Below are 19,698 nucleotides of genomic sequence, written 5' to 3' on the forward strand. Positions count from 1 at the left end.
TGCCTTGATATGCAGATTTTGTTATGATATTTCGTATTTTACCCGCACAAAGGAAAGAGAATGAAACTGAAATTGTCCGCAGTGGCTCTATTACTTGCCTCGGCAAACCTGTACGCCCAAACCGAAGTACGTTTGGCCGTGCACAAATCCTTCAGCCTGCCCCAATCCGTCATCGCGCAATTTGAAAAAGCCAACGATGCCAAAGTGTCCGTCATCAAGGCAGGCAGTGGCAACGAAATGCTCAACAAGCTGATTTTGAGCAAGGCCAACCCGATTGCCGATGCGGTTTACGGTTTGGACAACGCCAACATCGGCAAAGCCAAATCCGCCGGCATCCTCGCCGCCAGCCAACCCAAATCCGCACCCGTAACCGCTTCCCTGCCCGATGCTCTGGCCGTTGATTACGCCTATGTCGCCATCAACTACGACAAAAAATGGTTTGAACAGAAAAAACTGCCCCTGCCGCAAACCCTGCAAGATTTGACCAAACCGGAATATAAAAACCTTCTGGTAACCCCGTCTCCCGCCACATCCTCGCCTGGCCTCTCCTTCCTCTTGGCCAACATCGGCGGCATGGGTGAAGAAGGTGCGTTCAAATGGTGGGCGCAAATGCGCCAAAACGGCGTGAAAGTTGCCAAAGGCTGGAGCGAAGCCTACTACACCGACTTCACCCAAAACGGCGGCGCCTATCCCCTCGTGGTCAGCTATGCCACCAGCCCGGCGGCCGAAGTCCACTACTCCAAAGGCAAATACAGCACCCCACCCACCGGCAACCTCTTCCTCAAAGGCGGCACATTCCGCCAAGTTGAAGGCGCGGCCGTTTTGAAAGGCACAAAACAACCCGAACTGGCAGCCAAACTGGTGAGCTGGCTGCAAAGCGGCGAAGTGCAAAAAGCCCTGCCTGCCGAAATGTGGGTCTATCCGGCTGCCAAAAATACGCCGCTGCCCAAAGTATTCGAGTTTGCCCAAACCCCGAAACACAGCGATTCCCCCAACCGCACCGACATCAACACTAAACAAAAACAATGGGTGAGCCGTTGGAGCAAAACCGTTTTACGTTAAACCGAAAAACTTAAAAACACATCAAGGCCGTCTGAAAAAACAAATCATTAGTTTTTCAGACGGCCTTGTTTTACAATGACCTTTTAAACAACTTTACACGCACACACAATTATGAATTTCGATCTTCAAGTCCTCTCTTCGTTCTCCGGCTGGGAACAACTCGCCCAAACCGGCATGTCTTTCGGTACCAACCTGCTGGCCGCCTTAGCCATCTTCTTTATCGGCCGCTGGGTCGCCACGCGCGTGGTGACACTGATGAAAGCCGCGCTGACGCGCGCCAAAGTCGATAAAACGCTGGTCAGCTTCCTCGGCAACGTCGCCAACATCGGCCTGCTGATCCTCGTCATCATCGCCGCACTGGGCAAACTCGGCATTCCGACCACTTCCGTTACCGCCCTGATCGGTGGCGCAGGTTTGGCGGTTGCTTTGTCTTTGAAAGACCAACTGTCCAACTTCGCCGCCGGTGCGCTGATTATCCTGTTCCGCCCATTTAAAGTCGGCGACTTTATCCGCGTCAACAGTTTTGAAGGCATCGTCCGCGAAATCAAAATGGTGCAGACCTCTTTGAGCACGCCGGACAACGAAGAAGTCGTCCTGCCCAACAGCGTGGTCATGACCAACAGCATCACCAACCGCTCTTCCCTGCCCCTGTGCCGCGCCCAAGTCGTTGTCGGCGTCGACTACGCCTGCGACTTGAAAGCCGCCAAAGCCGCCGTATTGAGAGCGGCAACCGAGCATCCATTATGTGTTCAAACCGAAGAACGACCTGCCGTCGTATACATTACCAACCTTGGCGACAGCGCCATCGAAATTACCCTTTGGGCGTGGACGCAAGAAGAAAATCTCGGCCCGTTCCGATTCGCTCTGAACGAGCAAGTAGTTGAAAACCTGCGCGAAGCCAACATCAACATCCCATTCCCACAATGTGATGTCCACCTCATTCAGCCGAAAGACTGATTTCAGCTTTCAGGCCGTCTGAAACCCGGCAGGTCAAACGCCCGCCCCATTCCACCCTTTTCTATAAGGAGCCGCCATGTCCCATCTGCAAACCATCGCCGAACACCTGACCAGCCGCCGCCAAACCGTTACCTGCGCCGAGTCCTGCACCGGCGGCCTGCTTGCAGGTGCGCTGACTTCCCTCTCTGGCAGCTCGCAATGGTTTCATCAAAGCTTCGTCACATACAGCAACCAAGCCAAACAAGACCGCCTCGGCGTCATGCCCGACACCTTGCTGAAACACGGCGCGGTCAGCCGCGAAACCGTCTATGAAATGGCACGCGGCGCAAAAGCCGTCGCGCAGGCAGATTACGCCTTGAGTATTTCCGGCATCGCCGGCCCTAGCGGCGGCAGCGCGGCCAAACCGGTCGGCACAGTCTGGTTTGGCCTGGCAACGCCCGAAGGTTCGTTTGAGCAAACCGCGCTATTCACAGGCGACCGTGAAGCAGTAAGGGCGCAAGCCGTCGAATACGCATTGGCTTTCTTGGCGGAACATTTGGTTTGATAGAAAAAACACAGGCCGTCTGAAATCTGGAAATCAGGTTTCAGACGGCCTTTAAATTCCTATTGAATGAAAGTGCTTTAACTCTTTTCAGTTTTTTGCATCTGTATCACCCTACCAGCAGACTCAATAGTTTCCTTCCGGTGCGCTACCATGATTTTAGTAATATTGAGCAATTTCAGGTTTTCATTAATCGCCAATTCATTTTTCATGTCTAGATTACTAGTTGCTTCATCTAAAAATAGGATACGCGGCCTTTTGTAAAGTGCGCGAGCTAGAATAACACGCTGCTTCTGTCCACCGGACAAGGCATTACCCATATCACCAATCAGGGTTTCGTACTCCATCGGCATTCTGATAATATCTTCATGTATCATCGCAATAGCCGCACATTGCACTATTAATTCCATATTTGGCGTTTCATCAAAAAAACAGATGTTTTCAGCAATCGAGCCTGCAAATAATACATCATCCTGCGTCACCGTACCGCTCAAGCCGCGGATGAATTTGGGCGAGAGTTTGTGAATATCATGTCCATTCACTAATACTTTACCCGACTCAGGCTTAAGATTACCGATTAAAATATTCATCAGCGTTGATTTACCGCAGCCGGAACTACCCGTAAAAGCTATGGATTCTCCCTGTTTGATATTCAGGCTAAAATTTTGCAGAACATAGGGTTCACTGTCGGAGTAGCGGAACGACACATTTTCTACGGCAATATCAATATCGCCCGAAACCTCGGGAACATAGGGATCTGCAACTTCTTCCGCTTCCGTTTCGGTCAATACAATGTCCGCAAGGCGCTCGGCATACAGCCCCAACATTTTGATTTTGATGTATTGGTTGACCAAATCGCCCACCCGGTTTTCAAACTGGTCTTTGTAGGCAAGGAAAGCCATCAGCGCGCCAACGGAAAACACGCCGTCCAATACGCGGGTTGCGCCCAGATAGATGATGACGATGCCTTCGATGCCGAACAAAAGTTTGTTGGCGAAATCGAAAACGTTGGTCAGCTTCAGGGTGGTCAGATGGGCATTGACGGTATCGACAAACAACGTCATCCATGAGCTGTGGCGCTGTTCGTCTTTCTCAAACAGTTTGACGGTATGAATGCCGCGCACGGTTTCCATGAAATAAGTGTTTTGCTTGGCTTCATGAACAATGTTTTCTTCGGTCGCATTACGCAGCGGATAATAGGCCGCGATGCGGATGATGATGTACAACACCAGCGCAATCAATACGACAACGGTCAGCATCGGGCTGTAAAAAAACATCAATCCCAAAGTAAAGACCGCCATAATGCCGCTCAAAACGGTTTTAAACGCAGTAGAAGTCAGCGTGTCCTGAATGTCGTCGATGGCGTGAAAGCGCGATATTACGTCGCCCAAATGCCGTTTGCTGAAATAATCGCTGGGCAGCTCGAGCAGGCGTTTGAACATATTCGCCTTCCATTGTACGTTCAGCGTAGTCGTCAGATGCATATTGACCCATGCCTGAAGTAAGGAAGTCAGTTGTTCGATGATTTTCAGTAAGCCGAATCCGAGTGCCAGCGTCAGCAAAAGATTTCGGTCGGCGGAAACAATCACATGGTCGATAACCCATTGAGTGAAAAACGGGCTGACCAAACCGAAAATTTCTAAAGCAAACGCCAAAATCAAAACCTGAACCAGCGATTTGCTGATGCCGGTAATGCCTTTGACCAAAGAGGAAATTTTAACTTTCTGCTTGTCGTTTTTCGCTTCGAAATGCGTGTTCGGCCACATTTCCAGCGCAATGCCGGTAAATTTTTGCGACACTTCCTCCATCGGAATTTTCCGCATTCCGACAGCGGGATCCATGATGGTAATACCGTTTTTGCCGACTTCTTTCAAGACTACAAAATGGTTCAAATCCCAATGCAGGATACAGGGGGTTTTCAAATTGGGCAGGTCGTTCAAATCCAAACGTAGCGGACGCGAAGTTAGGTTCAAATCGTTGGCGTAATGCACGATATTCGCCATGGTAGTACCCGTCTGCGAAATCGAATATTTCTGCCGCAATGTGCGCAAATCCGTGTGATAGCCGAAATAGCCCGCAATTGCAGTCAGACATGCCAAGCCACACTCAGCAATTTCCGTCTGCAAAACCACCGGCAGTTTTTTACTGAATCCAAAAGATAAACGTTCCAAATAACTCATCGACCTAACTCCCCTGCAATGCTGTAAAGTGGATCGAGTACCCATTCATAAAGTTTCTTACGCTCGTTCAGGATGTCGGCCTCCAAAGCCATCCCCATCTGTAACGGTTTTTCTTCACCATAAACCTTAACAGTCTGCTTTTCTGGCTTAACCTTCACTAGATAAACTGACTCGTTCGGGCGAGATGGATTTTCTTCCGTATCAGCAGGATAAACACCACCCAAATTGGCAAGCTCCTGTTTGCCCATAGCCGTTTTCGCAATAGAAATGATTTTGCCTTCGGCATGACCGAATTTCTGATAAGGATAAGCCTGATAACGCAGAATCACTTTATCGTCAGGCTTGATAAAGCCGATGGCATTGCTCGGCACATAAAGATTCGCCACCAAATCCGTCTTGCCCGGCACAATGCTCAGCAACAGGGTTGAAGCCGTTACCTGCTGCCCGACCTCTACATTGGACGTACTGACATAACCCGACTTGCTCGCACGGATGACCTGTTCCTGCTGGGAATCCAGATTCAGCGTTTCCTGCGTAATTTCCGCCACGCTGCGGTTCAACTGACTCAATTCCGTCTGCTGTTTTTCGGGCAGGGTTTTCAAAGTCTGCCGCTGCGCATTCAACTCGCGGACAATGCCAGACTCTTCCCGCCGCAGTGCATTCAGTTGGGACAGTTGGTCGAGGCGGCCGTTTTCATAGTCCATCATCTGCTGTTCTGAAATAAAGTCCTGTTTCAAAAGAGGACGGTATTTCGCAATCAACTCTTCGGCAAGCGCCACACGCTTTTTCTGTCCCGAAATCTGGCTGCGCACATCGGCGAGCTGGTTTTCCAGACGGCTGATGCTGTCGGAAGTCGTTCGCACTTCCCCTTCCTGCAACTTCTTCTGTCGCTCGATTTCATGAAGCAGCATTTCCTTTTTCGCTTCCGCCTCCTTGACCAGACGATCGCGGATATTGCCCTCACCGTTGTAACGCGGCATCGAAAGCTTCAGCAGAACATCGCCTTCTTGTACAAAATCGCCTTCTTTCACCATTTTCTCGGTAACGATGCCGGTATCCGCAGGATAAACCCGCACCAAGCCCGACACAGGCATCAACTGCCCCTCGACATTGGTCTTGCGCGTATAGCTGCCGAAAAAGGCAAACAATAAAATCGCCGCCGCCGCCGAAGCCGCACAGCCCGTCAGAAACACAAAAGAAAACGGGCGGGTCATGACGACATGCCCCGTCCACTTGTTCTTCTTCGCCTCGAAAATCTCAGGGCGGAAAAAACTGTTGTTATTTGACATTTATTACACTCGATTTCTCAATACGTCGTCTGAAAAACATCCTAAAGCATATCAACCACTATTTCAAACTGTTCAAGCCAACGGCAATTCCGCACAAAAAGCCGACAATCACGACAATGCTGAAAATAATGACATAAAGGGTTTTAGTTTTCTTGTCTTGAATCATAGTATTTTTTATTGAAAAATTTGTTCAGAAGCAGGATAAGCGGTACGAATATCAACGTGGAAACAGCAGCATGGCGTAGCAACTTGGCAAAATTCGGATAAATGAAAAAATACGACATTACCAAGATTACCGAAAAGTAAACCACGCCCGAAACCGCCGCATTTTTCAATAATTTTTTGGTGTTTTTTTCAATCTTCTTCATAGGCATACTCCCTTTTCGACAAATGACAATAAATAACAGTCATGGCAAGGATGACGATTGTCCAGAATATATTGGTTTTTGTAGGCTTCAGGCAGCATGGGGTAAACAAACCAATGCAGAACAGAAAATAGGATGCTTGATAGAAAAACAACTTTCAAATCGATAAATTTTTTCATATGCGCCGCAACGAATAATCAGCAAACAATCCCAAAAACAAAAACATCAAAAATGCCTTGGCATAAACGGCAAAAACATTCCACACGAATCCATAACGGTAAAGCTCATAGCACCAACCGCATACCGCCATCAGACAGAATACGGCAAAGACATATTTGCACACAGTCAAAACAGCCTGAAACCGCTTGCCTTTACCAAAAATCCGATCGCCGTCCATACGATAAACCGTCCCTACCTACTCTTCCGTTCAGTTTTTCAAAAGTTTTTCGCCCGCCAAGGTCATGAGAAATATAAACAGTGCCGATAAAAAACCAAGCAATAGCGAACGGGATAAAGCGTATTTGAAAAAAATAATACACCGCAGACAAGACGGCGAATACGGCAAAGTCCAAAAACAATATCGATTTCAAGCTGCGCTTTTTATTCATCTCGATTTTCCAAAACCATTCCAAACAACATGTCGTCTGAAAAGCTGCTGCCCGTCAAAGCAACCGCATGGGCATCCTTACCTAAACGGCTGCACCTTCGGGACAGAACCTTATCCGATCAAAACCATCTCATCCACCACGGAAAGCTGATGACAGGAAGGACGCAGCCTCCTTCGGTAATACCGCCGGAAATTTTCTCCAAGTCGCTGATGTTCAGTTGTTTCATAACAGACTCCTTAAGTTGTTGTTGACCGTTTGAAATTCGGTTGCCTAATTTGCTTGACGCAAACGGATTCCGAAAAACAAAACATAAATGGTTTTATATTTTTCCATCATAATAAGTTATCAAATAATTCGCCGAGCCAATAGGAGCTTACTTAAGTTTTTTCTTATTAAAAGTCTTATTTAAAATAAAATTTAATGGCAAAAAAATTAATGTGGAAATAACCGTAAATTTTAGGGATTCTACAAAGGTTGGGTAAATAAAAAAGTAAGAAAAGATAAACATAAACAGGAAGAAAAAACCACCCGAAACGAATAAAGAATTTTTTAATTCCATGACAAACCCTTGTAATTAAAATAATATGATTGTTAAGAAGATAGCCTGATAAAATTATCAAGCTATCTTTTCATAAAGATAATACTAACGGGAACAGATTACCATGCGTCGTTAATTACTGCTCCACCGAAACCGGCAACAAAACCGCCTGCCGCTCCTAATCCCGCACCAAGAGGACCACCGACTGAGCCAGCAATGCCACCACCAACTGCACCAGCACCACCTATAGCAGCAGCTCTGCCCCAGTTGACATTGCCCCAATTCCAACCACCAGCAATCAAATCCAATTCTTCCATAGTCAATTCACGGACAAAAGAATCGTTCATAGCTAAAGTTTGCATAATAATCTCCTCAAGATTAAGTTTGATAAAAGGCATAAAGCCCGTTTAAAACTGGAAGGCGACTCTCTGCCTCCCCTCTTACGGAGAAAGAAAGCAATTCTGCGAAAAATGTTTTCTTTCTCTGTATCCTTATACCGAATCTATGATTCAGTTGTTGCGCACGGCTTCGCGGGCTTCTTTCCATGCGTCGCTCAAAGCGTCGCCGGCTTTGGAGAAGCCGTTGCCCATTTCTTTCCAAAAATCTTTCCAGTCTTTTCGGAAATCTTTGAAGTTATAACCGCCTGCCACTTGTTCCAATTCGTGCTGTTTTAAATCTTTCATAATTACGACCTCATAGTTACGTTAGTTAAAGTTACAATAACATTTAAGCATTTGCTGTTTCAACTATTAATTTATTAATGGGACAATAAAGAATTAGAATTAGTTCTGTTTGTTTTTGTATAACGTCGTAAAGATAATTCAGATTGTTTCTACCACAGTTGAATTAAAACTCTTTTACCTTACCCCATGAAAGATCATATCTAATCTTTTAGTTAAGACCATTTATGTTTTAAGACATACATGTACCAAATCATCATATAATTACAAATGTTAAGCTTTATGATTTTTTGTTATTAATTTTAAATACCATATAATAATTTCTTAACTGCTTTTATATGCTTTTAAAATATTTTTTATTCAAATAAACTATTTTAAAAAGAAATGCTCTAACTAATTTATTTTGTGGAAACATAACTCATGTCTGATATTAAACTGGCACTTTGGTGTATTTTACCCGTTTGTCTAATTTCTCCTTCAGCACATTCTTTCACTCTGTTTGATGCTTGGCAGGCCGCGTTGGAATATTCTGCCGATTATTCTGCTGCAAAATATGAGCGTGATGCGGAAGCTGCAAAAAAAGTTCAAGCCCGGGCAGAGCTTCTGCCTCAGGCAAGTGCCAATTATCAATATCAGAGACAGCCTTATTCTCTCTCATCTAATACGCAAAGCAATGGTTGGAATGTTCAAGTCAGCCAGGTATTATTCGACCGTAGCAAGTTTGCACAATATAAACAGGGAAAATTAGCGGAAGAGATGGCGGATATCCGATTGGATAACAGTGGCAACGAATTGCAAATAGCGGTGGCAAACGCTTATTTTGACGTATTAATGTACAGGGATAAACTAAAAGCTATTCGTGAGGAAAAAGCGGCTTATGAGAAACAAGTAAAGCGCGCACAGGAAATGTTCCATCAGGGAGTTGCAACAGTGCTGGACACTCATGAAGCCATGTCAGGTTATGATAATGCGCTGTCCAAGGAAGTAGATACACTAACCAATCTGAGAACAGCAGAAAATACACTTGCTAACCTGACGGGGCTGGACCCCAACGAAATCACTGTATTAAAAATGAAGGATGGAAACGATACTATTGATTTATTAGATAATTCCCAAGAATACGAATGGCAGTCTTTAGCAGAAGTACATAATCCAGAGTGGCAATTGCAACGTAAAAATCTTGAAAATGCAAGACAAGAAGTAAAGGTTGCAAAAGGAGCACGGATACCGACGGTAACGGTTAACGGTGGTTATACGGACAACAGAGGTACCTATCACTACGATTACAGTGCATACGGAGCAAGCAGTTTTGACCAAGACTACCGAAGCAAAGGGGCAATGTTCAATATCCAGATCAGCATGCCACTTTTTACAGGCGGAAAAATATCAGGAAGAATTAAGGAAGCCGCATCACGAGAAATGCAGAATCGTGAGCTTCTGACAGCTGCAGAGCGCAAAATTCGCCTAGATATTAAGCAAGCGTATTACACAATCCACAGTAATAAAATGCAGATCATGGCACAACAACGTCTTTTGGAAAGTAGTCGTGCTAAACTGGAAGCAACCCGTTTGGGGAGACAGGTCGGAGTCCGCAATAATTTGGAAGAAACACAGGCACAACAAGCTGCATCAGATGCAGAACAAAAACTTGCCGAAGCTAAATACAGCTATATCAAAGCCTATTTACGATTGTTACAAAGTGCAGGGGTATTAAAAGATGAAAACCGTATCCGTAGGTTGAGTGCAGCTTTATTCTAATTCTGTCATTGATATAACAAAGCCTAAGATTAGTCTTTTATCATAAAATATTAAATAGATAAAAAGGCCGTCTGAAATCTGGAAATCAGGTTTCAGACGGCCTTTTTATTTATCTATTCAAACCATCGGCGGATTTATACGCCCAAAAGCTCTTTGCCGAGGAAACTGCCTTTTTCGACACCCGGCAGGACGAAGAAATAGCCGCCGCCAAACGGGCTGATATATTCCTCCAGCGGCTCACCGTTGAGCAGGTTTTGCACGAAGATGAAGCCGTCGGCAAGGTTGGCCTGATAGCAGATGAACACCAAACCGACATCGAGCTGGCCGTTGGCGGCGAGGCCGCGCGAGTAGTTGAAGGCGCGGCGGTAGAGCAGGTGTTTTTTCATAAACTCCGGATCGCGCGGGTTGGCAAGGCGCATATGGCTGTCTTTGGGCGTGATTTTGCCGTCGGGGTCTTTGGCGAAATCGGCGGTGTCGCCTTCTTTTTTACCGTCCATGGGCGCGCCGCTGTATTTGCGCCGGCCGAAAATATCGGTTTGTTCCTGCATCGGGGTGCGGTCCCAAAACTCGACAAAGTGGCGGATGAGGCGGACGGCTTGATAGCTGCCGTTTTTCGCCCATGCCGGTTCGTCCAAGCTGTTGGCGGCAACGCCCGTCCACAGGACTTGATCGGCGACTTTGGGATCTTCGACTTTGGGATTGCCTGAGCCGTCGCGGAAACCTAAAAGATTGCGCGCGGCAATGGCGCCGGGTTCGGCTTTAGGGAGCCAACCGTCTATGCTCCAACGGATCACGGCAAACTGGGCGGTATTTTTGATGATGTCGCGCAGGGCGGCTTGGCAGGTTTCGGGGGAAAACGCGCAAATTTGCAGGCTGAGGTCGCCGTCGCACCAAGATTTTTGGAGTTTGTCGTTGGGGAAGTCGCGCATTTCCTGCAGGTGTTTCGGCTTTTTGTCTTTGAGGCCGAAACGGTCGTCAAAGAGGCTGCTGCCGACGCCGACGGTAACTGTCAGCCCGTCGGGGCGGAATTGTTTGCCGAGGATGCCGCTGCCTGCTGGCGGGAGCTTGTCATCGCCGTCTTGGTATTCGCCACCTTGGGTGAGAAATTCGATGCGGGCGGTCAGGGCGCGGAACAAGTTTTCAAGTTGTTTGGCGTCTTTGGCGGTAACGTCAAAGGCACACATGATACCGAAGAGCTGGTGTGGCGTGACAATGCCTGCCTGATGCTCGCCATAACACGGATAGGCCAGCTCGGAATGTTGGTTGTTTTGGGTTTCGGCGGCAGCCTCGCCTTGTTTTTTACCGGCAAAATAACCGGCAACGCCGATAGCGCCGGCGGCAAGGGCAGTTTTGAAAAGGGTTCGTTTTTCGGGTTGTGCCGGTTGTTTGTTTTGGCTCATGGTCTGCTCCTTGGCAGGGAACGGAAAGATTGCAATCGTGTGAAGTAAGGTTGGTTTTCAAGCATATTTTGTGTGGGAGACAATAAGATTCAGACGGCCTTTCAATATCCAAAGGCCGCCTGAAAACGCGTTATCTTATTTCAAACCCAAAATGCCGCGCAGTTTGGCCAAGTCTTCTGCCAAGGCATTAATCGGCGCCTGCAGGGCTTTGCGGTCTTCTTCGCTCAATTTGTCGTACAGCTCGAAACCGTTCGGGGTTTTGTATTTCGCCAAAATGTCTTCAACCTGTTTGAAGTTGGCATCGGTTTTTTCCAACAACGCTTTGTCTTTGGCTTCGATCAGCGGACGGAACAAATCAACGATTTTTTTGGAGCCTTCCACATTAGCTTGGAAGTCGCTCAAGTCGGTATGGCTGTAACGGTCTTCTTCGCCGCTGATTTTGCTGCCGGCCACTTCTTCAATCAGTTCGGACGCGCCGCCGACCACCTTACCCGGAGGAAACGCCAATGCGTCGATTTCTTTTTGCAGTGCTTCGACATCGGTCATCAGTTTGGCTGCAATTTCCTTCACGCCGGATACGTCTTTTTCTACCCAAAGGGCGTGTTCGATACGGTGGAAGCCGGTAAATCCGGCATCTTTCGCACCGTCTTTGAAGTCGTCTTCACGCGCATCGATGACGGGGTCGAGTTCGCTGAAAAGCTCGGCAATCGGTTCGATACGTTCGTAATGGACGCGGGTGGCGGCAAACAGGGATTTGGCCTTTTCAATGTCGCCGGCTTTAACGGCTTCGGTAAAGGTTTTGGTTTTCGCCACCAGCTCTTTAACCTCGCCTTGAACGTAAGCTTTATAGTCGGCGAGCGGTTGAGACAGTTTTTCCAAATCCGCTTCGTTGGCAGTGTCTTTGAAGCCGCTGTCGGTAACAATCAGCTTACCGCGCGGATTGGTCAACAGGCCGCAAGTCATTTCATATTCGCCCGGCAGCAGGGTAACGGTCATTTTGTCGGATAAACCCGGGGCGATGTTTTCACGCTCGTCCACCACCATCACGCCTTTCAGGATTTCCCATTCCAGCTTGCGGCCGCTGTCGTTTTTGATGTTGAACACGACTTGGCCGCTGGGGACGGTCAATTCCATCGGTTCGCAGGCAGTATCGTTCACGCCGATATTGACCGAACCGTCGGCATTAGCGGCAGCGGATGCGCCTGAAGCGGCAGGCGCGGCTTTTTCGGCTTCAGGCGGCTGACACGCGGTCAAACCCAGAGCCAACATTACGGACAAAGCAGTTAGATTGAATTTTTTCATTTTACTTCCTTTTTATTTAGTTAACGTTTTTGCCGGCGCACTGCCGCGCAAAAACCAAATCATGACGGGAACCAGATACAGCAGCCAAATCAGGACTTCGCCTTCGGTCGGGTGGTCGGTATAGCCGAAGAAACCGCCGAGCAGCACGCCTAAAGGGCTGTCTTCATGCAAATATTTCGATGTGTCGAAAGCGATGTCCTGCATCACATTCCATACGCCGGCCTCATGCAGCGCGCGAAACGAACCGGCCAGCAGACCGGCCGCCACCACAATCAGAAACGCGCCCGTCCAACGGAAAAACTTCGCCAAGTTCAGGCGCATACCGCCCTGATAAATCAGCGTACCGATGACAACCGCCACCAACAGCCCTAATACCGCGCCTATCGGCATAGACCACGTCGGGCTTTGCTGGAACACGGCCAGCAGGAAAAACACGCTCTCCAAACCTTCGCGCGCCACAGCCAAAAATGCCATGCCGACCAAGGCCCAACCCTGGCTGCTGCCGCGGTTCAAGGCCGACTGAACAGAATCCTGAAGATGCTGTTTCATCGAACGTGCGGCCTTTTTCATCCACAAAATCATGTACGTCAACATCGCCACAGCCACCAGGCCGATAACGCCGACCACCAATTCCTGTTCTTTTTGCGGAATCTCGCCCGTAACGGAATGAATGCCGTAACCGATACCCAAACACATGGCCGCAGCCAAAAACACACCCAGCCAAACCTTCGGCATCAGCTCGCTGTGTCCCGACTGTTTCAAAAAACTGGCAACAATGCCGACAATCAGGGCGGCTTCGATGCCCTCGCGCAGCATAATCAATAAAGCAATCAGCATAAAAAAACTCTAAAGTGAAACATTCATTTATTAACGCATTTATAACGCTTTATGCTTAATAACGCAAATTATTTTTATTTTTTAATAACCCCATATTTATTAAGATTTTTTAAAATAGAATAACGGACGTAATCAATAAAAACTAAAAGGCCGTCTGAATTTTATTTTTTCAGACGGCCTTAATTTATCTAAGCAATTGTAAATAAATAATAAAAAAGTTCCATAGTATAAATTTCCCTATCAGTGATATTTTCAAAATTTATCAAATTTAAAAGGTTGATTTACAACAAAAATTAAAACCGCCTTATCTTTTATAGTTGGCATATTGCTGGTGCAATCAGCAATCCATGACATAACAAACGCATAACAAAGGAACCCTCCTATGCCACGTTTAAAACTCCACCAAATCGCTTTGGCTTTGGCCGTTTCTGCCGCGTTGACCGCCTGCGGTGAGAAAACTGCACAAACTACTGAAACTCCTCAAGCTGCTTCTGCCGCGAGCGCTGCCGATACTGCCGCAAGCACCGCCGCCGTTTCAGCCCCTCAAAATTCTGCCGATGTTTCTGACGAAGACAAAGCCCTGTTGGAACGCGCGCAAGCTACGTTCAAACCTTTGCCTGACTTAGCCGAAATGCAAAAAGTCCGTCCGTTTACCGAAGAACAGGTCAAACTCGGCCAACAACTTTGGTACGAAAACCGCCTGTCCAAAGGCAACACCGTCAGCTGTAACTCTTGCCACAACTTGGCAACTGCCGGCGTAGACAATATGCCGACCAGCGCGGGTCATAAAAGCCAATTCGGCGGCCGTAACTCCCCAACTGCTCTGAATGCCGCCTTGTTGGGCAGCCAATTCTGGGACGGCCGTGCAGCCGATGTGGAAGAACAAGCCGGTGGCCCATTGCTCAACCCTGTTGAAATGGCCAACGCTACCGAAGCCGATGCCGCCGCCAAAATCGCCGGTATCCCTGAATACCAAGAAAAATTCAAAGCCGCATTCCCTGAAGACGGCGCGGTTTCCTTAAAAAACATCACCACCGCATTGGGCGCGTTTGAACGTACCCTGCTGACCCCGACCCGTTGGGACGACTACCTGAAAGGCAACGTATCTGCCCTGAGCGAACAAGAACGCAAAGGCGTACGCGCATTTATGGACAACGGCTGTATCGCTTGTCACAACGGCGTCAACTTGGGCGGTACCATGTTCCAAAAATTCGGTTTGGTGGACGGTCCTTACTGGAAACACATCGACGATCCTAAACACGACAAAGGCCGTGCGGACGTAACCAAAAAAGCCGAAGACGAATTCTTCTTCCGTGTTCCCGGCTTGAGAAACGTTGAACGTACCTATCCATACTTCCACAACGGCAGCGTTTGGGAACTGGATAAAGCCGTCAACATCATGGCGAAAGCGCAATTGGGTAAAACCTTGGCTCCGGAAGACACTGAAAACATCGTTGCCTTCTTGAAAGCCCTCTCTGGCAATGTTCCTGAATCTGCCCGAACCATGCCTGAGCTGCCTGTATCCACCGATGTCAAATCCCGACCTGACAACAAATAAGGTTTAGCGCAAAACAAAGGCCGTCTGAAAATCCGTTTCAGACGGTCTTTTTGTTGCCGGCCATATAGGCGCATTTGTTTCACGATTCCACACAATATGGTAATCTTGAGCCGATTTTCACCATACACCCGAAAGGAACATCATGAGCCTGATTATTGAAGACTTGCAAGAAGGCCACGGCAAAGAAGCCGTCAAAGGCAAAGAAATCACCGTACATTACACCGGCTGGTTGGAAGACGGTACCAAATTCGACTCCAGCCTCGACCGCCGTCAACCGCTGACCATTACCCTGGGCGTCGGCCAAGTGATTAAAGGTTGGGACGAAGGCTTCGGCGGCATGAAAGAAGGCGGCAAACGCAAGCTGACCATTCCTTCCGAAATGGGCTACGGCGCACACGGTGCCGGCGGCGTGATTCCTCCGCACGCAACTTTGATTTTTGAAGTCGAGCTGCTGAAAGTGTACGAATAAGCATTTGACGCTTCAAAAGACCGAGGCCGTCTGAAACCCGAAGTTTGGTTTTTCAGACGGCCTGTTTTTATCAAGATTCGGTATAATGCCCTCTTTTACAAGCAAACCATTTCCCAAGGAACCCCCATGCTTTTACCCGAACAAGTCAAAACCCTGATTGAAGGCGTTACCCCTTGCGAACACGTCGAAGTCGAAGGCGACGGCCATCACTTCTTCGCCGTAATCGTTTCCTCCTCATTTGAAGGCAAAGCCCGCCTCGCCCGCCACCGCCTGATTAAAGACGGCCTCAAGCCGCAACTCGAAAGCAACGAATTGCACGCGCTGTCGATTTCTGTTGCCGCCACTCCGGCCGAATGGGCGGCCAAACAGGCTTAATTTGGAATAAACAAAAGGCCGTCTGAAAACTTTTCAGACGGCCTTTTTCATACATATTAAACAGCGCAGGCAATCGATACAAACGACAAACCGCATTCGACAACACGCAATCGCTGTGTAAACCTTACCGGCACAACCGCCAAACTAGCCCTGCCGTTTCGGGAAAAACTGCACCACGTTCTCCCCTTGCGGCAACATCAATTTCTTCACGGCATGGCCGTACACGGTTTCAAGCGTGATGTTCAGACGGCCTTCGTTGGCAAAAATCTTATCCACACATTCCTTTGCCGCTTGCGGATTGCTTAACTTCAACGCATTCCACAATCCCAAGGTTTCCATGTCCTGCCAAAACGTCCCGGCTTTTTTATAGCTCAACTCCAGCTTGGCCGTGTCGGTCACCGGATCGTAAAAGCCGTTGTCGGCGAGCATATCGCCCAAGTCGTGCATATCAATCAGCGTGGGCGCTTCGCATTCGATGCCTTCATGGTTCAGACGGCCTGTCAGTTCGCTCAGGCTGTCGCGGCCAAAGTGTGTGAAAAACAATAATCCGTCGGTTTTCAAAGCAGCGGCCCAGTTTTTCAATACCGGCAAAATATCGTCGGCGCGGCTGAGGCTAAGGTTGGCCCACAACATATCGGCGGATGCTTCGGGCAACGGCGCGGTCAGGGCTTGGCAATGCTGCGGGATGGTTTTGCCGGTCAGCTTCTGCCAAAAACCGCCTTTGCGCGCGGCGGCGGCGGTTTTCAAAAAATCGGCATTCGGATCGTATTCTTCAAACACGGCGTCGGGATAACGCGCGGCCAGCAGGCTGCGGCTGATGTCGGCATCGGCACCAATCAGCATGATGCGTTTGGGTGCATTGCGGACCAGCTGCAGGCGCTCGTCGGTGTCTTGGGCGAGATGGCAGTGAATTTGCCAGCGTTTGTCTTGTTCGGTCATGGTGGGTTGTGTCAGCGGGCTTTGCCCGGCAATGTTTTTATGGTTTAAGGCTGTTTCAGACGGCCTTTTCGATAAAATTGCGGTAGGTTTCGGCAAATTCGTCGGCATGGCTTAAAAAGGGCGCGTGTGCGGCTTTGTCGATAAGGACCAGCTCGCTGTCGCTCAAATGGCGGTGTAAATATTCGCCCATGCGCGGCGGCGTGATGGCGTCTTTCTGTCCAAACACCAGCAGTGACGGCGTTTGAATAAGCGGCAACAGCGGACGCGCGTCGGCATGGTTGACCGCTTCAAGCGCGGCCTGTAAGGCGGAAGGCGTGCCGCAACGCACCAAATCGGGCAATACCCGGTTTAAGATTTCGCCGGAATGCGGCGTGTGCAGCAGTTGCAGTTGTAGAAACTGTTTAATATGTTTGGCATAATCTTGCTGAAATGCGCCGACCATCTTGCCCAAGGCAGGTTGCGCCAAGCCTTCGGGATAATCCGTATCGGCAGTCAATCGGGCAAAACTTGCCGTCAGGCAGAGCGATTGGATTTTGTCGGGATAAAGCGCGGTCAGATACAGGGCAACCAGTCCGCCCAGCGACCAGCCGAGAATGTGTGCCGGCGTGTCAATTTGTCCGGCGAAGGCTTCGGCAACGGCGGCAATATCAAACGGTTCGGCAAAAGGCGCATCGCCGTGTCCGGGCAAATCAAGCGCGCGGACGTCCCAATCGGCAGGCAGGCGCGGTATCAAATCGTCGAATACATGGCGGTTCGCCGCCCAACCGTGTATCAGATAAACTTTTTTGACGGAGTGTGGCATGAATGTTCTTTCTTGGTGGCGCAGTTTGAAACAACTCAATGCGCGACGTTGCGTATTATGCCACGATTCCGTTTCAGACGGCCTTTGCCGAGGCTGCGCAAACGATTTGACGGAATATTTTATCGACGCGGCACAAAGCTGCCCTTTGTGTTTCCGCCATATCGCGGGCGGGGCAGTGTGCGGCAGTTGTCAGAAAAAACCGCCCGCATTTGATAGAATGTGGGCCTCGCTGTATTACGAACCACCCGTCAGCAGCATGATACGCGAGCTGAAACACTTAGCAGATTTGGGCATGAGCCGTCCGTTGGCGGATTTGATGAGCCAAAACGCACCGGACTGGCTGACGACGGAACACTTCGATTTCGTCCTGCCCATGCCTTTGAGCAAAGAGCGGCGGCTCAAGCGCGGATTCAACCAAAGCGAGGCGTTGACGGATATTTTGGCAAAACGCTACGGCTGGACGCTACTGCCGCGCCACGCGATTTTCAGACGGCACAGCGAGCCGCAAAGTACGCTGAAAAGCGACGAACGTCGGCGAAATATCAAGAATGCATTTAAAATCAAAACCGAATTGCCGAAGGCGTGTAATATTCTGTTAATTGACGATGTCTTTACCACCGGTTCGACTTTAAACGAATTGGCGAAAACGCTGAAAAAATCAGGCGCAGGTAAGATTTTTTGCTGGAGCTTGGCACGGCCGCCAATGAAAAAATAGCTTAAAGTTTTTGACACCCATGGAACATTTCGGCATTATGCCACTCTATAAGTGATTGATTTATATGTTTACCATAGTTTTGTACCAACCTGAAATCCCGCCTAATACGGGCAATATCATCCGCCTGTGCGCCAATACCGGTGCCGATTTGCACTTGGTCAAGCCGCTTGGGTTTCCGCTGGATTCGTCCAAAATGAAACGCGCGGGTTTGGATTATCACGAGTTTGCCAAACTGACGGTACATGAGAATTTCGATGATTGCCTCAAGGCCCTTGAAGGCCGCCGCATTTTCGCGCTGACCACCAAAGGCTCTACCCGCCCCGACGAAGTTTCCTTCCGCGAAGGCGACGTATTGCTGTTTGGTCCCGAAACGCGCGGCCTGCCTGCCGAAGTTCTCGACAGCCTGCCTGCCGGACAAAAAATCCGCCTGCCGATGATGCCCGACAGCAGGAGCATGAATCTTTCCAATACCGTCGCCGTGATTTTATTTGAAGCATGGCGACAAAACGGTTTTGCCGGCGGCGTATAACAGGCTGTCTGAAAACCGCTGCGTTATCAACTCAAGAACGGAACCCGTTTTGACTTTTACTAAAAAAACCCTCCTTTCCTTAGCCGCCGCCACCATCGGCGTCCTCTCCATCAATGCCGCCGTCGCCGACAGCGTGGTCCGAGTCGAAAAACTGCATCCTTCTGCCAACCGCAGTTACAAAGTTGCCGGCAAACGCTACACGCCGCTGACCAAAGTTTCCTCTTTCAGCCAAACCGGCAAAGCCTCATGGTACGGCAGCCAATTCCACGGCCGTAAAACTTCCAGCGGCGAGCGTTACAATATGAACGCCCTCTCCGCCGCCCACAAAACCCTCCCTATTCCCAGCTACGCACGTGTGACCAATATGCAAACCGGCAAAAGCGTCATCGTCCGTGTCAACGACCGCGGCCCTTTCCACGGCAACCGCGTCATCGATGTTTCCAAAGCCGCCGCCCAACAATTGGGTTTCATCAACCAAGGCACGGCCAACGTCAAAGTTGAGCAAATTATCCCCGGCCAAACCGCCGCTCAAACCATTATTTCCCCAAACAACAAAGAATTTTTTGTTGATTTGAAATCCTTCGGTACCCAACGCGAAGCACAGGCTTATTTGAACCAAGCCGCACAAAGCCTGCCGTCAGACAGCAAAGTCATGCTTGAAAAACGCAACTACGAATACGTTGTCAAAATGGGTCCGTTCAGCAGCCAAGAACGTGCCGCCGAAGCAGGCGAACGCGCCCGTCATCTGAACCTGGCATCCGCCATCTGATTTCGTCCGCGTTACCACTGAAGTT

21 protein-coding genes are annotated in these 19,698 nt (G+C 49.0%); 10 read left to right on the forward strand and 11 right to left on the reverse strand.

Translation table 11 applies throughout. The features are described from left to right. Positions 1-60: 60 nt before the first annotated feature. The 3 genes from ACTHTU_RS02140 (at position 61) to ACTHTU_RS02150 (ending at position 2,563) form a co-directional block, all read left to right on the forward strand. Positions 61-1,062 (forward strand): thiamine ABC transporter substrate-binding protein, encoded by a 1,002-nt coding sequence (locus ACTHTU_RS02140; RefSeq protein WP_440361625.1) that lies wholly within the window; start codon positions 61-63, stop codon positions 1,060-1,062. A 111-nt stretch (positions 1,063-1,173) separates the two neighbouring features. Continuing rightward, entirely contained in the window at positions 1,174-2,019 is an 846-nt protein-coding gene (locus ACTHTU_RS02145) for a mechanosensitive ion channel family protein (RefSeq protein ID WP_440361626.1), read from the forward strand. A gap of 76 nt (positions 2,020-2,095) precedes the next feature. Next, positions 2,096-2,563: a CinA family protein gene (locus tag ACTHTU_RS02150; RefSeq protein WP_070822553.1), complete on the forward strand. Its 468-nt coding sequence runs from the start codon at positions 2,096-2,098 to the stop codon at positions 2,561-2,563. 77 nt (positions 2,564-2,640) lie between these two features. Here the strand turns inward: ACTHTU_RS02150 and ACTHTU_RS02155 are convergent, their stop codons facing one another. The 6 genes from ACTHTU_RS02155 to ACTHTU_RS02180 all read right to left on the reverse strand — a co-directional run bounded on the left by ACTHTU_RS02155 (position 2,641) and on the right by ACTHTU_RS02180 (position 8,223). After that, positions 2,641-4,740, reverse strand: coding sequence for a peptidase domain-containing ABC transporter (locus ACTHTU_RS02155; RefSeq protein ID WP_440361627.1), 2,100 nt, complete (start codon positions 4,738-4,740; stop codon positions 2,641-2,643). Beyond that, the gene (locus ACTHTU_RS02160; RefSeq protein WP_440361628.1) at positions 4,737-6,029 is read right to left on the reverse strand and encodes an HlyD family secretion protein; all 1,293 of its coding nucleotides are present in this window, start codon (positions 6,027-6,029) and stop codon (positions 4,737-4,739) included. The genes ACTHTU_RS02155 and ACTHTU_RS02160 overlap by 4 nt, the downstream gene beginning before the upstream one ends. Before the next feature lie 736 nt (positions 6,030-6,765). Then, the gene (locus ACTHTU_RS02165; protein WP_440361629.1) at positions 6,766-7,002 is read right to left on the reverse strand and encodes a hypothetical protein; all 237 of its coding nucleotides are present in this window, start codon (positions 7,000-7,002) and stop codon (positions 6,766-6,768) included. 118 nt (positions 7,003-7,120) lie between these two features. Beyond that, positions 7,121-7,228: a bacteriocin gene (locus tag ACTHTU_RS02170; RefSeq protein WP_440361630.1), complete on the reverse strand. Its 108-nt coding sequence runs from the start codon at positions 7,226-7,228 to the stop codon at positions 7,121-7,123. A 431-nt stretch (positions 7,229-7,659) separates the two neighbouring features. Beyond that, the gene (locus ACTHTU_RS02175) at positions 7,660-7,902 is read right to left on the reverse strand and encodes a hypothetical protein (RefSeq protein WP_440361631.1); all 243 of its coding nucleotides are present in this window, start codon (positions 7,900-7,902) and stop codon (positions 7,660-7,662) included. Between the two features lie 147 nt (positions 7,903-8,049). Beyond that, positions 8,050-8,223: a hypothetical protein gene (locus ACTHTU_RS02180; RefSeq protein WP_440361632.1), complete on the reverse strand. Its 174-nt coding sequence runs from the start codon at positions 8,221-8,223 to the stop codon at positions 8,050-8,052. A gap of 417 nt (positions 8,224-8,640) precedes the next feature. Here ACTHTU_RS02180 and ACTHTU_RS02185 point away from each other — a divergent pair, with 417 nt between their 5' ends. Continuing rightward, a complete protein-coding gene (locus tag ACTHTU_RS02185; protein WP_440361633.1) occupies positions 8,641-9,978 on the forward strand; it encodes a TolC family protein in 1,338 nt (445 codons plus the stop codon). Between the two features lie 134 nt (positions 9,979-10,112). Here the strand turns inward: ACTHTU_RS02185 and efeB are convergent, their stop codons facing one another. The 3 genes from efeB to efeU form a co-directional block, all read right to left on the reverse strand. Then, positions 10,113-11,378 carry an iron uptake transporter deferrochelatase/peroxidase subunit gene (efeB, locus tag ACTHTU_RS02190; RefSeq protein WP_049344915.1) on the reverse strand — a complete coding sequence of 422 codons (1,266 nt, stop codon included), beginning with the start codon at positions 11,376-11,378 and terminating at the stop codon, positions 10,113-10,115. A 135-nt stretch (positions 11,379-11,513) separates the two neighbouring features. Beyond that, positions 11,514-12,680, reverse strand: coding sequence for an iron uptake system protein EfeO (efeO, locus tag ACTHTU_RS02195; RefSeq protein ID WP_049335642.1), 1,167 nt, complete (start codon positions 12,678-12,680; stop codon positions 11,514-11,516). A 12-nt stretch (positions 12,681-12,692) separates the two neighbouring features. After that, positions 12,693-13,517 (reverse strand): iron uptake transporter permease EfeU, encoded by an 825-nt coding sequence (gene efeU / locus ACTHTU_RS02200; RefSeq protein WP_137041370.1) that lies wholly within the window; start codon positions 13,515-13,517, stop codon positions 12,693-12,695. Positions 13,518-13,899: 382 nt separating this feature from the next. On the opposite strand from efeU, the gene ACTHTU_RS02205 reads away from it, so the two are divergent. From ACTHTU_RS02205 to ACTHTU_RS02215, 3 genes are all read left to right on the forward strand, one after another. Then, on the forward strand, positions 13,900-15,075 hold the full coding sequence (locus ACTHTU_RS02205) for a cytochrome-c peroxidase (protein WP_440361634.1): 1,176 nt from the start codon (positions 13,900-13,902) through the stop codon (positions 15,073-15,075). 139 nt (positions 15,076-15,214) lie between these two features. Beyond that, positions 15,215-15,544, forward strand: a complete 330-nt coding sequence (locus tag ACTHTU_RS02210; protein ID WP_094192864.1) for an FKBP-type peptidyl-prolyl cis-trans isomerase — start codon at positions 15,215-15,217, stop codon at positions 15,542-15,544. Positions 15,545-15,670: 126 nt separating this feature from the next. Continuing rightward, complete coding sequence (locus ACTHTU_RS02215; protein WP_003686612.1) at positions 15,671-15,919, forward strand: BolA family protein; 249 nt, start codon at positions 15,671-15,673, stop codon at positions 15,917-15,919. A 144-nt stretch (positions 15,920-16,063) separates the two neighbouring features. On the opposite strand, the gene ACTHTU_RS02220 is transcribed toward ACTHTU_RS02215, so the two are convergent. Further along, the gene (locus ACTHTU_RS02220; RefSeq protein WP_440361635.1) at positions 16,064-16,858 is read right to left on the reverse strand and encodes a class I SAM-dependent methyltransferase; all 795 of its coding nucleotides are present in this window, start codon (positions 16,856-16,858) and stop codon (positions 16,064-16,066) included. A 55-nt stretch (positions 16,859-16,913) separates the two neighbouring features. Beyond that, positions 16,914-17,660, reverse strand: a complete 747-nt coding sequence (bioH, locus tag ACTHTU_RS02225; RefSeq protein ID WP_440361636.1) for a pimeloyl-ACP methyl ester esterase BioH — start codon at positions 17,658-17,660, stop codon at positions 16,914-16,916. Here bioH and ACTHTU_RS02230 point away from each other — a divergent pair. The 3 genes from ACTHTU_RS02230 (at position 17,659) to ACTHTU_RS02240 (ending at position 19,673) form a co-directional block, all read left to right on the forward strand. Then, positions 17,659-18,375, forward strand: a complete 717-nt coding sequence (locus ACTHTU_RS02230; RefSeq protein ID WP_440361637.1) for a ComF family protein — start codon at positions 17,659-17,661, stop codon at positions 18,373-18,375. The genes bioH and ACTHTU_RS02230 overlap by 2 nt on opposite strands. A gap of 64 nt (positions 18,376-18,439) precedes the next feature. Next, entirely contained in the window at positions 18,440-18,904 is a 465-nt protein-coding gene (gene trmL, locus ACTHTU_RS02235; RefSeq protein ID WP_070461542.1) for a tRNA (uridine(34)/cytosine(34)/5-carboxymethylaminomethyluridine(34)-2'-O)-methyltransferase TrmL, read from the forward strand. Positions 18,905-18,953: 49 nt separating this feature from the next. Further along, positions 18,954-19,673: a septal ring lytic transglycosylase RlpA family protein gene (locus ACTHTU_RS02240; RefSeq protein ID WP_440361638.1), complete on the forward strand. Its 720-nt coding sequence runs from the start codon at positions 18,954-18,956 to the stop codon at positions 19,671-19,673. Positions 19,674-19,698 lie beyond the last annotated feature (25 nt).

The organism is Neisseria sp. P0020.S005 (assembly GCF_051957055.1).
Classification (GTDB): Bacteria; Pseudomonadota; Gammaproteobacteria; order Burkholderiales; family Neisseriaceae; genus Neisseria; species Neisseria subflava_A.

What these genes read in the sequence shown, in the direction of transcription:
- efeU (WP_137041370.1), bottom strand. Translation starts at nt 13,517, where the DNA reads ATGCTGATTGCTTTATTGATTATGCTGCGCGAGGGCATCGAAGCCGCC.
- bioH (WP_440361636.1), bottom strand. Translation starts at nt 17,660, where the DNA reads ATGCCACACTCCGTCAAAAAAGTTTATCTGATACACGGTTGGGCGGCG.
- ACTHTU_RS02180 (WP_440361632.1), bottom strand. Translation starts at nt 8,223, where the DNA reads ATGAAAGATTTAAAACAGCACGAATTGGAACAAGTGGCAGGCGGTTAT.
- trmL (WP_070461542.1), top strand. Translation starts at nt 18,440, where the DNA reads ATGTTTACCATAGTTTTGTACCAACCTGAAATCCCGCCTAATACGGGC.
- ACTHTU_RS02160 (WP_440361628.1), bottom strand. Translation starts at nt 6,029, where the DNA reads ATGTCAAATAACAACAGTTTTTTCCGCCCTGAGATTTTCGAGGCGAAG.
- ACTHTU_RS02230 (WP_440361637.1), top strand. Translation starts at nt 17,659, where the DNA reads ATGAATGTTCTTTCTTGGTGGCGCAGTTTGAAACAACTCAATGCGCGA.
- ACTHTU_RS02165 (WP_440361629.1), bottom strand. Translation starts at nt 7,002, where the DNA reads ATGAATAAAAAGCGCAGCTTGAAATCGATATTGTTTTTGGACTTTGCC.
- ACTHTU_RS02145 (WP_440361626.1), top strand. Translation starts at nt 1,174, where the DNA reads ATGAATTTCGATCTTCAAGTCCTCTCTTCGTTCTCCGGCTGGGAACAA.
- ACTHTU_RS02185 (WP_440361633.1), top strand. Translation starts at nt 8,641, where the DNA reads ATGTCTGATATTAAACTGGCACTTTGGTGTATTTTACCCGTTTGTCTA.
- efeO (WP_049335642.1), bottom strand. Translation starts at nt 12,680, where the DNA reads ATGAAAAAATTCAATCTAACTGCTTTGTCCGTAATGTTGGCTCTGGGT.
- ACTHTU_RS02215 (WP_003686612.1), top strand. Translation starts at nt 15,671, where the DNA reads ATGCTTTTACCCGAACAAGTCAAAACCCTGATTGAAGGCGTTACCCCT.
- ACTHTU_RS02150 (WP_070822553.1), top strand. Translation starts at nt 2,096, where the DNA reads ATGTCCCATCTGCAAACCATCGCCGAACACCTGACCAGCCGCCGCCAA.
- efeB (WP_049344915.1), bottom strand. Translation starts at nt 11,378, where the DNA reads ATGAGCCAAAACAAACAACCGGCACAACCCGAAAAACGAACCCTTTTC.
- ACTHTU_RS02170 (WP_440361630.1), bottom strand. Translation starts at nt 7,228, where the DNA reads ATGAAACAACTGAACATCAGCGACTTGGAGAAAATTTCCGGCGGTATT.
- ACTHTU_RS02220 (WP_440361635.1), bottom strand. Translation starts at nt 16,858, where the DNA reads ATGACCGAACAAGACAAACGCTGGCAAATTCACTGCCATCTCGCCCAA.
- ACTHTU_RS02175 (WP_440361631.1), bottom strand. Translation starts at nt 7,902, where the DNA reads ATGCAAACTTTAGCTATGAACGATTCTTTTGTCCGTGAATTGACTATG.
- ACTHTU_RS02205 (WP_440361634.1), top strand. Translation starts at nt 13,900, where the DNA reads ATGCCACGTTTAAAACTCCACCAAATCGCTTTGGCTTTGGCCGTTTCT.
- ACTHTU_RS02155 (WP_440361627.1), bottom strand. Translation starts at nt 4,740, where the DNA reads ATGAGTTATTTGGAACGTTTATCTTTTGGATTCAGTAAAAAACTGCCG.
- ACTHTU_RS02140 (WP_440361625.1), top strand. Translation starts at nt 61, where the DNA reads ATGAAACTGAAATTGTCCGCAGTGGCTCTATTACTTGCCTCGGCAAAC.